This is a genomic window from Vibrio sp. Vb1574, from assembly GCF_033338675.1.
Map to the genome: position 1 here is coordinate 181,516 of NZ_JAWOTC010000006.1, position 15,848 is coordinate 197,363.

The following is a 15,848-nucleotide window of genomic DNA, read 5'->3' on the forward strand; positions in this document are numbered from 1 at the left end:
AACTCTCTGCAAATACAATACATCACAGAGTTTCTAACTTAAGAAACTTATTATTTTGGTCAGTTGTTAGTCTAAACTGGCCTCTAACGCCCAATTGACTAAGAAATGGTCTAAATCTCGCGGCGGGTAACTGCAAACGCAAACCGTTGTGTGTGACAACTTGAACAACACTTGCCGCACCAGAATAATGAGATAAAAACGTTTGATATGAAATGTTGAGATTGAAGTAGTAATAGTTCATGAAGTGAAAACTAAGTGACATAAACAAATAAGGTGGCCTTAATGACCACCCTATTGTGTTGTTTACTATTCGTCTAGTGCTTTAGTCACTTTTTCGAATAGATCTTTAGCAAGATTATCCATTGCTTTGAGCTTTTCAAGTTCTGCACGAATCATTGCTTGGCGAGCTTCATCGTATTTACGGAACTTAAGCAAAGGATCAATCATTCGAGAAGCTACTTGTGGGTTCGAATCATTTAGTTGGCGAAGAATTTCACCGGCAAACTGGTAACCTACACCGGATTTATCATGGAAACGTACAGGGTTCGCACTTAAGAACGAGCCAATTAAGCTGCGCGTACGGTTCGGATTTTTCAAACTAAATGCTTCGTGGTTCATGGTTGCTTTTACTTTTTCAAGAGCATCCTCTGCAGGATTGCTACCTTGCAGTGCAAACCACTTATCCATAACCAAACCATCGTGCTTCCATTTATCGCTGTAATCAGCCATAAGTGCTTCACGACACTCGAGCTGAGCGTTATTTGCAGCACTCATCGCAGCAATCGTATCTGTCATGTTATTTGCAGATGCGTACTGCGCGTTGACTAAATCATTACCTTTTTCCGTATGTGTAAGGTACTGAAGGCAACGGTTACGTAAAGCACGCTTGCCAATAGCAGCATGGTCGATCGTATACTCTGTTTGCTTAAGCGTGTGATAAGTCGCACTTAGCTCATCTTCTAACTCTTTGGAAAGTGACACTGTAATGCTGTTTAGGACTTTGTCTACGGCATCGATATCAATTTGCTGGTACCAACCAGTAATCTCATTGATTGAAGGCATAGAGAAAACTTGAGCAATGAAAGCTGGCTCAAGCGTTTCATCCAACAGCACACCGCGGAAAGCATCTATCACACCTTCAGAAAGCGATACTTCTTGTCCCGCTTGAACGTTTTTCACATTCTGACGAATGTATTTAGCCAATAGCATTTGGCTAGCGTCCCATCGAGCAAAATCGTTCGTTGCGTGCTTCATCAAGAAGACTAACTCGTCATCGCTGTAATCGTATTCTAATTTGACTGGTGCCGAGAATTCACGCAACAAAGATGGCACTGGCTGTTCTTCGACATTTTCAAATACGAACGTTTGCTTATCTTGTTTAATATCCAGCACGTTATGAACAGATTCACCGTTACTCATCAATGGGATAACTTGACCTTTCGAATCATACAACTCGATATCGAACGGGATATGCAGCGCTTGTTTTTCTGCTTGGTCTTGCGTCGGCTCCGTAAATTGCTCTACCGTTAGTGCGTAAGTTTTTGCATCAGCGTTGTATTCGCTATTTACGCGCAGCGTTGGTGTACCCGATTGGCTGTACCACAGACGGAACTGTTTTAAATCAACACCGGTGGCATCTTCCATTGCAGAAACAAAGTCTTCACACGTCGCGGCGGTACCATCGTGACGTTCAAAATAAAGTTTCATTCCTCTTTGGAAGCCCTCTTCGCCAAGGAGTGTATGGTACATACGAATAACTTCGCTGCCCTTTTCATACACCGTTAGCGTGTAGAAGTTATTCATCTCAATGACTTTGTCAGGACGAATCGGGTGAGACATTGGGCTTGCATCTTCCGCAAATTGAGGACCACGAATAATACGTACGTTATCAATACGGTTATCAGCACGAGAGCCTAAGTCAGAAGAGAATTCTTGGTCACGGAATACGGTTAAGCCTTCTTTTAGACTTAGTTGGAACCAGTCACGACAAGTGACACGGTTTCCAGTCCAATTGTGGAAGTACTCATGACCGATCACAGCTTCGATGCCTAAATAATCACGATCTGTCGCAGTTTGATCGTTCGCCAGCACATATTTTGAGTTAAAAATGTTCAAGCCTTTGTTTTCCATTGCACCCATGTTGAAGAAATCAACAGCAACGATCATGTAAATATCCAGATCGTATTCCAGGCCAAAGCGTTCCTCATCCCACTTCATCGAGTTGATCAAAGATGTCATCGCATGGCCTGCACGATCTAGGTTACCTTTATCAACAAAGATTTCTAAATCAACACTGCGACCTGACATCGTTGTATATTTGTCACGCAATACATCAAAGTCGCCTGCAACAAGGGCGAACAAGTAAGCTGGTTTTGGATGCGGATCCTGCCATTGAACCCAATGACGACCGTTCTCTGCATCACCTTCTGCAATTCGGTTACCATTGCTCAGCAAATATGGGTAAGCCGCTTTATCTGCGATCACTTTTGTTGTGTATTTTGCTAGAACATCCGGACGGTCTAGATAGTACGTGATACGGCGGAAGCCCTCAGCCTCACACTGAGTACAAAATGCGCCGCCTGATTTGTACAAACCTTCGAGTGCTGTATTCGCTTCAGGATCAATTTTGGTGACGATTTCAAGTTCAAACTCGGATGGAAGATCGGTCAGTACCAGCGATGACTCCTTCACCTCGTGATGAGCCCAATCCTCACCATTTACTTTTACAGCGCGTAGCTCAAGCCCTTCGCCATCGAGTTCTAGCGTTGTTGTATCGCCTTTTTGAGCAACTTTTGATACCGCCGTAACGATTGTGTCATTGTCATATAGATCAAAAGTAAGATCGATATCAGTAATCGCATGAGATGGCTCTTTATAATCTTTACGATATTTGGCCAGGGGAGCTTGAGACATGAGCATAAATCCTTGTATGTCGAACAACAAAAATACCAGACTGCATGATCAAAAATGCATTTCTGGTATCACTATATAAGCTATTTGTAGGGGTTGTGGTATCAGAATACAAGTCTTTCCATCAAAAAACGGAGCTTTTAGTGCTCTAGCTCCGTTTTTTGATTAACATTTAAACAACATTAATGACTTACCGTACGCACGCGTAATTTGGCGCATGTTAAAGGCATCATGGCGTAACTCTATTGAGTACGGCGTACATATCACCATTGGAATCTTCGATCGTTAGCTCATTCTTGTTGAGCTTATACGTGGTTCCATGCTCGCCATTTTCATACAGCAGAACCAAAAACTCATCTTCTGTGTAAAACACACCTTGTTTGATGGACTCATCCCCTTCTTCGTTCGAAACCCTAAACATGAATACGAAATCAGGTTGAAGTATCAAATCCATCTGATTAATGTTGTTGGCCACAAGACCGTCGCCAGATACGTGAGAGCTAGACCAAATACCTGCAAGTGAATTAGATAATCCTTTAGTGAACGTTACACCATTAAGATCAAGCGTATTATGGTTGTTGCGATAGGCATAAATTTGAGGCTCGTCGGTGTTTAAACCAAGAACGATGGTGTCTTCATTTGCGTTATACAGCCCTTCCCAATGGTCAACGGAATAGTCTTTCTTTTGAATATCAATAGAAAAGCTGTAGTCAGAACCTAATGAGAGTTTGATCGCACGAAAGTTTTCAGCCGACTCTTCGGGGTTTGGGTTCATCAAATACCAGTCTCCGATGAGAAACGGCGTGTCAAAGTGACTTAATTCATCTTCTCTGGTGTTTTCTCCACCAAACACACTAAAGCAGCAAAAGCTAAGTAAAATAAAGAACCACTTCATATCGGCATCCTTATCGTTTTCTTTTAGCTTAGCCAGTAGTCCTCACTTTCGCGAAATTTTAGATGTAGATCACGTAAATTATTGGGGGAAAATAAGCGAATATCTTGCTCGATATCGAGACAGCGGAAGACAAAAAGGCATAAAAAAAGAGTGAATCTGAAAGACTCACTCTTTTTATTCTAAATTGCCAGTTATTATGACTGATTTTCCTGCTTAAGTAGATCGACCATAATCGCGACAGACTCATCTAAATAAACATCAGGAGCCTCGTAGTCTTTTGGTATGTCATCCAATGTTTTGAATGCTTTTTTACCCAAAGCAACTTGACGTTCATTTATGCGTTGTAATCGAAGGGCTTCCGCTTTATCCGATTCAGCTTTACGAACTTTTTCGTTCAAAGACAAAGTATTATCGTCTTTTTCTTTACGATATTTCTCGATGTCTTCATTGATAAAGCGGAACTCCATTTCATCAGAAATACGCTTGTTATGAAGAGCAGTAAGTTTTTCAACTAAGGCGTCGTTACTTGGAAACGTTTGATATTGTGCTTTATCAATCTGATCCCAAGGTAAAGCATTGTCTTCAACACTTTCACCTGTTTCAGAAGCCTCTATTGGCGTTGGGTACGAAATATCTGGTGCAACACCACGATTTTGCGTACTTCCACCGTCAATACGATAAAACTTCTGAATCGTGTACTGAACATAACCTAGCTCTTTATCGAAAAGATCGTAAATATGATTCAGTGAACGATGTTGCTGAACTGTACCTTTACCGAAAGAGTTTTCACCTAAGATGATTGCACGATTATAATCTTGCATTGCCGCTGCAAAAATTTCAGATGCTGAAGCACTGTAGCGGTTAATCAACACCGTCAATGGGCCATCATAACTCACTTTTCCATCGGTATCGGCATTCACCTTGATGCGGCCATAGCTGTCACGAACTTGAACTACAGGACCTTCTTTAATGAATAAACCTGTCAATGCCGTTGCTTCTGTTAGCGCACCACCGCCATTGTTGCGTAGATCAACGATTACGCCGTCAACGTTTTTGGTTTTCAACTCAGCTAGTAATTTATCGGTGTCTTTCGATAAGCCGACGTAGAAACTTGGTACTTCTAAAATACCAATCTTCTTACCGTCTTTTTCGATGATTTCTGACTTAACTGCACGATCTTCTAAGCGAACTTTGTCACGAACAATTGTGACAATGTAACTCTTTGCATCGTTACCTTCTGGCAAGATCTGTAGATTAACCTTTGTGCCTTTAGGGCCTTTGATTAACTGAACAACATCATCCAGACGCCAACCGATCACGTCGACAATTTCTTCACCGTCTTGTCCAACACCAGTGATTCGGTCCCCTTCACCAAGTTGCTTACTCTTTGATGCCGGACCGCCAACAACAAGTGAACGAATTACTGTGTAATCGTCTGTCATTTGCAAAACGGCGCCGATGCCTTCTAGAGAAAGGTTCATTTCCGATTGGAATTGCTCGGCATTACGTGGAGAAAGGTAGCTTGTATGAGGGTCAACCTGTCGCGCGAAGGCATTCATATACAACTGAAATGCGTCTTCATTGTTGGTCTGTGTGATGCGCTTCATCGCGTTGTTATAACGCTTCTCTAAAACTTCTTTAATCTCTGGCCACTCTTTGCCAGTCAGTTTCAGATTTAACGCGTCATATTTCACACGCTTGCGCCACAACTCGTTGAGCTCTGCTTCGTCTTTTGGCCATGCGGCCTCAGAGCGGTCTAACTCTATCTCGTCATCGGTATCAAACTTGATCTCTTCATCGAGTAGAGTTAACGCATAAGCAAAACGATCGAAACGCTTCTGCATTGAGAGGTTGTAAACATCAAAAGCAATTTGGTTGTTGCCCGATTTAAGCTGATCATCAAGCTCGACTGACCAATTTTTAAATGAATCGATGTCTGCTTGAGTGAAAATATTTCTATTGTAATCAAGCAACTCTACATAGCGTTCAAAGATCGCTTTAGAGAAATCATCATTGAGGCTGAAGTGCTTATAATGAGAGCGGGTAAATCGCGAGGTGACTCGTTTGCTAGCTGTTTCATGCTGAACTTCAGGAGAAAGAACCGGCAGGTCATCTTTATGTAGTTTGGCTTCAAGAGCCTGAGCTGATGCTGCTAGCCATAAGCTAGCAGCAATCAGGGTCACTTTTGAACGGCAATTCATGCGTAGGAGTATCTCCTTTATGCGCGCAAGTGCTCCGCTTTCACAACCATTTGTAGGCCGTTAGCAAGTTGAACACGTACATCATCCTTATTGATTTCAACAATGGTCGCTGCCATGTTTCCTTTGCCCATGTTCACGTTAACTGCGTTACCTACTGTGATTTCATCAGCATTTAGAGCGCGCGTTTCTACAGGCTTAGTTGGTTTTTGTACTTTTGGTTTATTAGTACGACGAGGCTGTTGAGGCTTTTTAGCCGCAGGTTTCGCTTTCGCCTTACCCTCTTCACGAGCTTTTTGTGCTTGTTCTTTACGACGAGCCTGAACTTTCGCCTTGCTTTCTGCAAGTGTCGCTTTCGCGTGTTCAACGTGCTCTTCTTCTAGCTCACCACAAGGGTTGCCATCTAGGTCTACACGTACTGCACCTGGTTTTACACCGTGTAGGTAACGCCATGATGAAGTGTACTGTCTTAACGCTGCACGAAGCTGTGTTTTGCTTACTTTTTCGTCTTCATTTAGACGTTCCGCAAGATCTTGAAAAATACCAATTTTCAGAGGTTTTGCTTCACCTTCTAAAGTAAAGCACTTAGGGAAACATTCAGCAATATATGCAATAACTTCTTTGCTGTTTTTTAACTTTTCAGTCATGAGGGGTCCTGATTTGAGCGGATTTCCGCGAGCATTAAGAAAAAATATTCTCGTATTATAGTGACATGCCAAGGAAAAACCACACTCGAAGGCTAATTTATGCGTCGTTCGCGTGTGAATTAAGCAGCTTTTCTACTTCAACCATGAAATGAGTGAGACCTTCTTCGTCTGTTTCATTAAATCGGCCAATACTTGGACTATCAATATCAAGTACACCAACCACCTTTCCATTAATAGAAAATGGAATCACAATTTCTGAATTGCTCGCTGCATCGCACGCAATATGCCCCTCAAATTCGTGAACGTCGTATACTCTTTGTATAGTATTAGTTTGTGCAGCAGTACCGCAGACGCCTCGACCCATTGGGATACGAACACAAGCTGGTTTTCCTTGGAACGGACCAAGAACAAGCTCTTCACCTTTTGTTAGGTAAAAGCCTGCCCAGTTAAGATCGTCAAGTTCCATGAAAAGCAATGAGCTCAAGTTTGCTAGGTTCGCAATAAAGTCTGGTTCAGACTCAATTAGAGCAACAGCTTGTTTGGTTAGTCTTTGGTATTGTTCTAAGTTCATATTAACTTCCTACTTACTATAAAAGCTTCCATTCTCAATGTATGGCGCTAAAATGCAGCCCTACTTTATAATAGGACTTATTCTCAATTACAATGCTTCTGAAAAATGACACTATTAGCCGTTCTTGGTTGATAACACAAGTAAAAAAGCACAAGTCCAAGCTGATCATAGCGAACTTGATAGCGGTGCTTGCAACCTTGATTAGTGTTCCAATTCCCCTCCTCATGCCTTTGATGGTTGATGAGGTCTTATTGGACCAACCTGCAAAAGGCTTAGACGCCATGAATGCCATTCTCCCTGAAGCGTGGCACACTCCGACAGGCTATATTTTCTTCACCCTGTTCTTGGTTGTTCTTATGCGAGCTGCGAGCCAAGGATTAAATATCCTTCAAAGCCGACAATTTACGCTTGTTTCAAAAACCATCACGTTTGAGATGCGCAGTAAAATGATCGACAAACTCGGCCGTATCAGCATCCGACAATACGAAACCAAAGGTAGCGGAGGAATCAACGCACACCTTATCACTGACATTGAGACCATTGATAAATTTATTGGTTCTACGTTAGCAAAATTCGTTATCAGTTTTCTGACTGTTATTGGTACTGCTATCGTTCTACTTTGGCTCGATTGGCGACTTGGTCTGTTTATCCTGTTAGTTAACCCTATTGTCATTTACTTCTCACGTAAACTAGGCAGTATGGTTAAACATCTGAAACGGAAGGAAAATCATTCTTTTGAAATTTTCCAAAACCGTTTGGTTGAAACATTAGATGGAATCTACCAACTACGCGCAGCCAATAAAGAGCGAGAATTCCTCCAACAACTCAAAGACAGTGCGAACCAAGTTCGCGTTGATGCAGACAAGTATGCTTGGCAATCTGAAGCGGCTGGTCGCGTTTCTTTTCTTCTCTTTTTGATCGGCTTTGAATTATTCAGAGCTGTCGCAATGTTAATGGTCATGTTCAGTGACCTTACTATTGGCCAAATATTTGCCGTTTTTGGTTACCTATGGTTCATGCTTTCTCCTGTTCAAGAGTTGCTTGGGATTCAGTTTTCTTGGTACAGCGCTAAAGCCGCATTAAAACGCATCAACGACTTATTAGAGTTAGAAGAAGAGCAGAGACCGGTTCCTAAGGTAAATCCTTTCAAAGAAGGTAGAGAAGTTGACGTTAAAGTAGAAAACATTAATTTCTCTTACAATAATGAAAACAAAGTCCTAGATAATCTTTCTTTACATATGCCGGCAGGAAAGAAAGTGGCGTTAGTTGGCGCAAGCGGCGGTGGTAAGTCAACCTTGATACAATTACTTATTGGGGTTTACCGTCAAAACTCCGGTAGCATTCGCTTTAATGATGAATTAACAGAAGATATTGGTTTTGAAGTAATTCGCGACAAAATTGCCGTGGTATTACAGCAACCTATACTATTTAACGACACCTTGAGGCATAATCTAACGCTTGGTGGGGATTTTGACGAAATGTCACTTTGGCGTGCGCTTGAAGTGGCTCAGCTGCAAGATGTTATTTCTCAACTGAACCACGGCTTGGATACTCAAGTTGGTCGTAATGGCATTCGTTTGTCAGGAGGTCAACGACAACGGCTTGCCATTGCTAGAATGGTGCTGAGTAATCCTCAATTTGTTATTTTAGACGAAGCCACGTCTGCGCTAGATACCGCTACTGAAGCGGCTTTACACAAAGCACTGACCGAGTTCTTACGTGGTAGAACAACATTAATCGTTGCGCACCGACTATCCGCTGTTAAACAAGCCGATTTGATCTACGTGCTTGAAGATGGGAAAGTGACGCAAACAGGTACTCATGGTGAGTTAGTTGAGCAAGAAGGCTTATATCAAACCTTATATGGGGGCATACAGTCCCACGCTTAAATCGTTCAAGCTAGAGAGGTCGTTATGACCTCTCTGTCTAAGCACGCCATGCAACCCAATAACGTACGTCTGTGCCAAGGTTGTGAATTGCCTGTCGACATCGTCGACTTACCCCATGGCAAAAATGCACACTGCCCTCGTTGTGGTACACAATTATATCGCGGAGGTAGCCCTAGCCTCTCTGGTAATCTAGCCGTCGCGATAACCTGTATCCTACTATTTATTCCATCGCACTTTTTTAACTTTATTAGCATCCGACTCTTTGGTGTGATGATTCCGGCAACCCTGCCTTCAGGGATGATCACATTGATGGAAGAAGGATTTGTTCTTCTTTCATTGCTCATTCTATTTTGTAGCTCTCTAGCGCCACTGACGGTTTGTGTTTCAGTGGTAACGGCGCATATTTCTTTACATCAACGATGGTTCCGTGGGCTTCGTATCTCACTGTGGCTAATTCAACATTTGAAGCATTGGGTTATGTTGGATGTGTTCTTAGTTAGCATCGCCATTTCCTGTTTTAAACTCCAAGATTATTCCGACATTTTCGTCGGTCCAGGGTTAATTGGTCTGGTTCTTTTGCAGATATTTACCGTTTTGTTAGTTTCAAGAATCAGCGTGCGTCGTTATTGGGAAGCTTGGAAACCAGAAAGTTTATATGCTTTTGAGCATAAAGATGTGCATTGCCATGAATGCCACTTGTCCCAGCCTGAAGGTGACCATTGCCAGCGTTGTCATCACGAGTTATATCATCGCAAGCCAAACTCCATTCAGAAAACATGGGCTTACCTCATCGCAGCAACGGTCGCCATCTTCCCTGCTAACCTGATCCCTATTTCCATCTTGCTTACCAATGGTAAGCGTTTGGAGGACACTATTTTTTCAGGCGTGGCTGGTTTGGTAAAAAGCGGCATGTATGGAATCGCTGCGATCATTTTTGTTGCGAGTATCGTTGTCCCGGTGATTAAAATACTTGGGCTCGCCTACATCATGCTTTGCATCCAATTCAAACGTTCGGTGTTTAAGAGACAACGAATGATGGTTTACTTTGTTGTTAAATGGATCGGTAAATGGTCTGTGATGGATTTGTTTGTTATTTCTATCATGATGACGTTAGTCGATCGTGGTCAGATACTGGATTTCACACCAGGATATGGCGCCGTAGCATTTGGTGTTGTCGTAGTGTTGACCATGCTTGCAGCAGAAAGTATTGATCCAAGGCTAATCTGGGACCAAACAAACCCAAAACAATCAGAAAAAGAGTCAATGAATGAGTGATCAGAACAGTTCTCAAACGTCATACGTACCAGATGTAAAGCGGAGTAAAGGCATATCTCCTCTTTGGCTGTTGCCAATTTTGACCATGGTCTTAGCTGGCTGGCTTGTTGTGAAGTCGATACACGATGCAGGACAACGAGTGCAAATCTATTTTTCTGATGCCGCTGGTCTTGTCGCCGGCCGAACCACTATCCGTTACCAAGGATTAGAAGTCGGCATGGTAAGAGACATTAACCTCACCGAAGATCTCGGCAGTATTTATGTCGATGCTGATATCTATCCTGAAGCTGCAAAGTTACTGAACGATAAAACACGCTTTTGGTTAGTAAAACCAACAGCTAGCCTAACGGGAGTTTCCGGACTGGATGCGCTCGTCTCAGGTAACTACATCTCGATTCAACCCGGAGATGGTCAAGAGTTTGAGACAACATTCCATGCGTTAGACTCTGCTCCAACAGATTTACGCGTTTCTCAAGGTTTGAATATTAAGCTCAAAAGCCGTGATTTAGGTGGTGTATCGGTTGGCTCTCAAATTGTTTATAAGAAAATCCCAATCGGTGAAGTGTACAGTTACCAGCTAGATGAAGATGCAAAATCTATCACTATTCAGGCCAACATTCAGGATCAATACCGACATATCATTAACAACCGCAGTCGATTCTGGAACGTCAGTGGAATTGGTGCCAGCATCGGTTTTGAAGGTGTCGATGTAAGACTAGAAAGCATGAGTGCCTTACTAGGTGGCGCCATCGCCGTCGACTCTCCGGATGATGGTGAGCCTGTAGAAGAGAACACCGAGTTCCGTTTGTATAAAGATTTGAAAACTGCTGGTCGAGGCATCGCGGTTAAAATCGTCCTACCTGATGACAGCAAGATCAGCGGAGAAGGCGCTCCAATTATGTATCGCGGAATTGAAATTGGCCAAGTTACGGACTTGAGCCTTTCCGAAGGTCGAGAAGTGATATTGGCGTCAGCGGCAATTCAACCCGCTTTTAGTGACATGCTGACGACAGGTACTCGATTTGTCTTAGAAGAAGCAAAGGTGTCCCTTTCTGGTGTTGAAAACATTGCTAATTTAGTGCGAGGAAACTTCTTAACGATCGTGCCGGGCGCGGGTGAACGCTCTCGCCGCTTTACTGCGATTCGTAAAAACGTGTTTAACCAACAGCAAGAAAAGTCTATCGCGATTCGGTTGGTGTCCGACAATTCGTTTGGCCTAGATAGCGGTGCCAATGTACTTTATAAAGGCATCGTTGTTGGTTCAATCATCAAAGTGGGCCTAGTTAAGGAAGATAAAAAATCACAACACGAAGTATTTATGGATGTATTGATTGACCATGAATACAAACATCTGATCAAATCAAACAATCGTTTTTATGTAACCGGCAGTGCATCAGCAGAGTTAACTGAATCGGGGTTCAGCGTTACCGTTCCTCCAGCAAAGCAGTTGTTAACCGGGTCAATTAGTTTTGTGAGCGAAGGCAAGCAGGATATTCAAAAAGAGTATCAACTGTTCCAAAATGAATCATTGGCTGAATTGGCGCAGTACAATCAAAGTGGCTCTAGGGCGCTAACACTATTTGCTTCTGAATTGCCGCCGATTTCCAAAGGCAGCCCTCTACTCTATCGTAATCTTCCAGTTGGTAACGTCTCCGATTTCCAACTAGTTGATGGCGGAGTACTAATTAAGGCTACTATCGAAAACCGCTTCGCTTATCTTGTAACGCCACAAACCGTTTTTTGGAATCGTTCAGGGATTGAGATAGATGCATCATTAGCTGGCGTCAGTGTGAAAGCACACCCTTTGAAGTCGTTAATCGAAGGTGGCATCGCTTTTGACTCCGTGCCAGGCGTTGAAAACAAAATCGGAGAAAACTGGAAGCTGTATTCTGATCAAAAAACCGCTCGCAAGTTTGGGCGCGTCATTGCTTTAGAAACCGACGGTTCGCAAGAGATTGCTAAAGGAATGCCGATTGAATATCAAGGTGTTAAAGTTGGTGAAATCACTCTGGTTGTACCGAATTTTCGTCGTAACATGGTTGAAGTCACTGCAAGAATCCTACCTGAATACGTAGAAAACATTGCGGTTGAAGGCTCACATTTTTGGCTAACTGAACCAGAAATTGGTTTAGGTGGCGTTAAAAACCTCGGGGCGTTGGTTTCGAAATCCATCAGTGTTGAACCAGGTAAAGGTAAAGCTAAATTTGATTTTCAATTAGAAAATAGTTCAGAACGCGTGCATGGAATCATGTTTACGTTACAAAGTGAACAAAGAGGCTCAGTACAAGTCGGTACCCCTATTCTTTACCGCCAGATGGAAGTTGGCCAAGTGACCGACGTAAGCCTAGGAGAATTTGCTGATCGCATCGTCATGATTATCAAAATACAGCCTGAATATGCTTACCTCGTTCGTCAAAACAGTGTGTTCTGGAATGTTTCAGGAGTAGATGTTTCCATCGGGCTTACCGGCGCTAACATCAAAGCGGGAACCTTTGATAGTTTAGTTCGCGGAGGAATTGCGTTTTCAACGCCAGAGCAATCGACTATTCCACCAGCGGCAAAGAATGGGCAATCTTTCTTTTTGTATCCACAAGCTGAAGAAGGTTGGACTCAATGGCGTACAGCGATTCCTAAGCCGTAGAATAAAGCTCAATTCACGTACAATTGAAGTTTGATCACTTTAAAAGAGCAGCAATCGCTGCTCTTTTTTATTGCTCGGCCCTTGTCACTATTCGTTTCTGCTTCGCTTTCGTATATTATTTGCCACAAATTCTGCAAACGAGATCCCACATTGCATCCTAATGTTTACATCCCAGACGCGTTTCTGGAAAAAATCCAAACGATCCTTCCTGCTCATCTCAACATGGAAGACTTTATCGCGTCTTGCCAAAAGCCACTGCGCAAAAGTATTCGAGTTAATACGTTGAAGATCAGCGTTGAAGCGTTTTTAGAACGAGCAGAAACAAAAGGCTGGAAGCTTTCTCCTGTGCCTTGGTGTGACACGGGGTTTTGGATTGAAGCGGATGAGTCAGTTGTACCATTAGGCAACACAGCAGAACACATGTCTGGCTTATTCTACATTCAAGAAGCCAGTTCGATGATGCCGGTATCTGCTCTGTTTATGAATGATGAATCTTACGATGCCGTGTTAGATACCGCAGCCGCTCCAGGCTCAAAAACCACTCAAATTGCAGCTTTAATGAACAACGAAGGTGTACTTGTGGCCAATGAATACGCCGCAAGTCGTGTAAAAGTACTGCACGCTAATGTGGAACGTTGTGGGGTACGTAACGCCGCACTAAGTAACTTCGATGGACGCGTTTTTGGCGGTTGGCTACCAGAACAATTTGATGCGGTTTTGCTCGACGCGCCTTGCTCTGGAGAAGGCACCGTTCGCAAAGACGAAGATGCGATGAAAAACTGGACGCAAGCTTCCGTACTCGACATCGCTGACACACAGAAAGATCTTATTGAAAGCGCCTTCCATGCATTAAAGCCCGGTGGTGTGATGGTTTACTCAACATGTACGCTCAGTACAGAAGAAAACCAACAAGTTTGTCAACACTTGAAAGAAACCTTTGGGGATGCAGTAGAGTTTGAAAGCCTTGAGAACTTGTTTGAAAACGCAGAGGCAGCTCTAACTGAAGAAGGCTTTTTGCATATTTTCCCGCAGGTCTACGACTGTGAAGGGTTCTTTGTTGCAAGAATTCGCAAACTGGCTGCTGTTGAGGCGCCAGAAGTCAAAAAGCGCATGGGGAAATTCCCCTTTGCTAAAACTTCAAAAAAAGAATCGACAGAAATTGCTCAACAACTCCAAAGCGCGTTAGGTATTAAACTTCCAAATGACAGTTCTGTATGGCTTCGCGATAAAGATGTCTGGCTGTTCCCTAATGCTTTAGAACCGATGATCGGCGAATTACGCTTTTCCCGTATGGGTATAAAGATCGCGGAAGCCCATAAAAATGGCTACCGTTGGCAACACCAAGTCGCGACTGCCCTGGCGACAGGTTCTGAAAGCAACGCCATTGAACTCAGTATTGAAGAAGCGCGCGAATGGTACATGGGGCGTGATGTTCGCCCACAAACCATTCCTGAGGGAATGAAAACAGGTAAAGGCGAAGTGCTTGTCACCTATCAAGGCGCAGTTATTGGCCTTGGCAAGTGGGTAAGCAACCGAATAAAGAATGGCCTCCCTCGCGAATTAGTACGAGATAAGAACTTATTTTAAAAGACGTAACGAACCATAAATAAATGAAAAGCCATCGTATTTGCGATGGCTTTTTAATTCGTAAGTATGAAAGCAAGTGGGCTCGCTAGCGATCCGGACACGCTGTACTAAACTAGTTGTATCAAAGTAATGCTTTGATGTGGCATTTCTCTCTATGTTCACCAACAAAATTATTGTTGGACAAGTTTAGCGCAGGCTCTGCGGAGCCGTTTCCCCTAGGCCCAAAAAAAGGAAAAGTTTGGGCCGTTTTTTTTGCTGCAGTTCCACTATACGTGAGTTTGGACTACGCTAGACGAATACCGTCTTTCTCAATGACAATTTTACCCTGCTTGTATAAGCCACCGATGGTCTTTTTATAAGTCCCTTTACTTGTGCGGAAAGCATCAAAAATCGCTTCAGGAGACGACTTGTCATTCAAAGGCAAAAATCCGCCTTTCTTCTCTAGCAGGTCAAGGATCTTACTAGAAAGATCGTCCATTTTCGCCACACCTACTTTTTGTAGAGCAAGGTCGATTTTACCATCTTCACGAATGTGCTTAATAAAGCCTTTCAGCTTTTTACCGATGTAAAGCTTACCAAAAACATCCGATGGGAAAATCATGCCCCAATGCTTACCGTTAATGATAGCTTTATAACCAAGTTGACTACGCTCTGCGATGATCAAATCAACTTGTTCGTTAACTTCATAATTCGCTGGAGTTTTATCTAACCATTTATTGAACTTAGTCGTACCAACAATGCGACCTGACGCTTTGTCGGTATAAACATACACTAAAATGGTTTGTCCGGCAGAGAAGCGAGTGCGTTGCTCACTAAAAGGAATCAGTAAGTCCTTTTCTTTGATGCCCCAATTTACAAAAGCACCTGTCGCATTCACACCCTCAATCTTCATTAAACCCCATTCACCCACTTGGGCAATTGGTCTTTCAATGGTCGCAGCAAGTTGGCTTTCTGAATCGAAGTACAGAAATACGTCTACATGCTCACCAATTTCAGTACCCTCTGGTACATACTTACTAGGTAGTAGAACAGAACCGTAATCATCGCCATCCAGAAATACGCCAAAATCAGCCTTTTTAATGACTTCTAAGCTGTTAATTTGACCAATTTTAATCATTGATTTTGTCTCTTTTTAAATTTACGTGGAATTATACCTAAACTAACAAGAAAATCAGAGAGAAAAGCATAGTGCTCTGTTATGCTGTTGTCGTTCAGCTATATGCCCCAGTCACTCT

The 15,848-nt window shown here is 42.9% G+C and carries 11 protein-coding genes; 4 read left to right on the plus strand and 7 right to left on the minus strand.

Annotated features, from left to right (window positions below; translation table 11 throughout):
* Positions 1–22: 22 nt before the first annotated feature.
* The 6 genes from R7O12_RS07070 to R7O12_RS07095 form a co-directional block, all read right to left on the minus strand.
* Positions 23–241 (minus strand): DUF2835 domain-containing protein, encoded by a 219-nt coding sequence (locus tag R7O12_RS07070; protein ID WP_005377440.1) that lies wholly within the window; start codon positions 239–241, stop codon positions 23–25.
* A gap of 65 nt (positions 242–306) precedes the next feature.
* Complete coding sequence (pepN, locus tag R7O12_RS07075) at positions 307–2,913, minus strand: aminopeptidase N (RefSeq protein ID WP_258667029.1); 2,607 nt, start codon at positions 2,911–2,913, stop codon at positions 307–309.
* A gap of 226 nt (positions 2,914–3,139) precedes the next feature.
* Positions 3,140–3,805 carry a hypothetical protein gene (locus tag R7O12_RS07080; protein ID WP_005377438.1) on the minus strand — a complete coding sequence of 222 codons (666 nt, stop codon included), beginning with the start codon at positions 3,803–3,805 and terminating at the stop codon, positions 3,140–3,142.
* Between the two features lie 194 nt (positions 3,806–3,999).
* Complete coding sequence (gene prc, locus R7O12_RS07085; protein ID WP_017634279.1) at positions 4,000–6,006, minus strand: carboxy terminal-processing peptidase; 2,007 nt, start codon at positions 6,004–6,006, stop codon at positions 4,000–4,002.
* Between the two features lie 17 nt (positions 6,007–6,023).
* Complete coding sequence (proQ, locus tag R7O12_RS07090) at positions 6,024–6,650, minus strand: RNA chaperone ProQ (protein ID WP_005377435.1); 627 nt, start codon at positions 6,648–6,650, stop codon at positions 6,024–6,026.
* Positions 6,651–6,747: 97 nt separating this feature from the next.
* Entirely contained in the window at positions 6,748–7,221 is a 474-nt protein-coding gene (locus R7O12_RS07095) for a GAF domain-containing protein (protein ID WP_005377433.1), read from the minus strand.
* 92 nt (positions 7,222–7,313) lie between these two features.
* Here R7O12_RS07095 and R7O12_RS07100 point away from each other — a divergent pair, with 92 nt between their 5' ends.
* The 4 genes from R7O12_RS07100 to rsmF all read left to right on the plus strand — a co-directional run bounded on the left by R7O12_RS07100 (position 7,314) and on the right by rsmF (position 14,613).
* Complete coding sequence (locus tag R7O12_RS07100) at positions 7,314–9,110, plus strand: ABC transporter ATP-binding protein (RefSeq protein WP_021033889.1); 1,797 nt, start codon at positions 7,314–7,316, stop codon at positions 9,108–9,110.
* Positions 9,111–9,134: 24 nt separating this feature from the next.
* Positions 9,135–10,385, plus strand: a complete 1,251-nt coding sequence (locus R7O12_RS07105; RefSeq protein ID WP_017821871.1) for a paraquat-inducible protein A — start codon at positions 9,135–9,137, stop codon at positions 10,383–10,385.
* Positions 10,378–13,026 carry an MlaD family protein gene (locus R7O12_RS07110; protein WP_318125719.1) on the plus strand — a complete coding sequence of 883 codons (2,649 nt, stop codon included), beginning with the start codon at positions 10,378–10,380 and terminating at the stop codon, positions 13,024–13,026. Before R7O12_RS07105 ends, R7O12_RS07110 begins: the two co-directional genes overlap by 8 nt.
* 150 nt (positions 13,027–13,176) lie before the next feature.
* Complete coding sequence (gene rsmF / locus R7O12_RS07115) at positions 13,177–14,613, plus strand: 16S rRNA (cytosine(1407)-C(5))-methyltransferase RsmF (protein WP_318104601.1); 1,437 nt, start codon at positions 13,177–13,179, stop codon at positions 14,611–14,613.
* A 283-nt stretch (positions 14,614–14,896) separates the two neighbouring features.
* On the opposite strand, the gene R7O12_RS07120 is transcribed toward rsmF, so the two are convergent.
* Complete coding sequence (locus R7O12_RS07120; protein ID WP_318104604.1) at positions 14,897–15,730, minus strand: S1 RNA-binding domain-containing protein; 834 nt, start codon at positions 15,728–15,730, stop codon at positions 14,897–14,899.
* Between the last annotated feature and the right edge of the window lie 118 nt (positions 15,731–15,848).